We start from the raw sequence: 382 nt of genomic DNA on the forward strand, positions 1-382 counted from the left end.
GTTCCGGGCGTTCAGCGCGTCGCGGCACGGCTGGTACGCAGGAACCTTGCGCGTGCGGTGCTGGTTGTAGCCGCGGGGCGTGCCGTGCTCGATGGTGTCAACGGGCAGCGCCTCGACGGCCGGTCGCGCGGCCGTGCTGTCCACGCGGGCGGTGCGCGCCCGGGCCTTGTCCGTCTGCACGGTGGCCCAGGCAGCGCGGCGCGCCTGGTGGACGGTGTCACGGCGGTAGCGGGTACCGCCGTGACTGGTGCACAGCCGCCCGGGCCCCGAGTTGCAGTCCGGGCACTGCACGGAGAGCTGAGGAAGGGTGAGCGCCGGAGCCTCCATCACGCGTCGGCCTCCGGGTCGTAGGAGGCCTCGGCCACGACGGCCGTGACGGTGT

The 382-nt window shown here is 74.1% G+C and carries 1 protein-coding gene; it reads right to left on the reverse strand.

The window, feature by feature from the left end; genetic code table 11:
* Positions 1-327, reverse strand: a 327-nt coding sequence (locus tag OQ02_RS45400; RefSeq protein ID WP_442973744.1) for a zinc finger domain-containing protein, incomplete at its 3' end; no start/stop codon positions are given.
* Positions 328-382 lie beyond the last annotated feature (55 nt).

The sequence above is a fragment of the Saccharothrix sp. NRRL B-16314 genome, assembly GCF_000716595.1.
Lineage (GTDB): Bacteria > Actinomycetota > Actinomycetes > Mycobacteriales > Pseudonocardiaceae > Actinosynnema.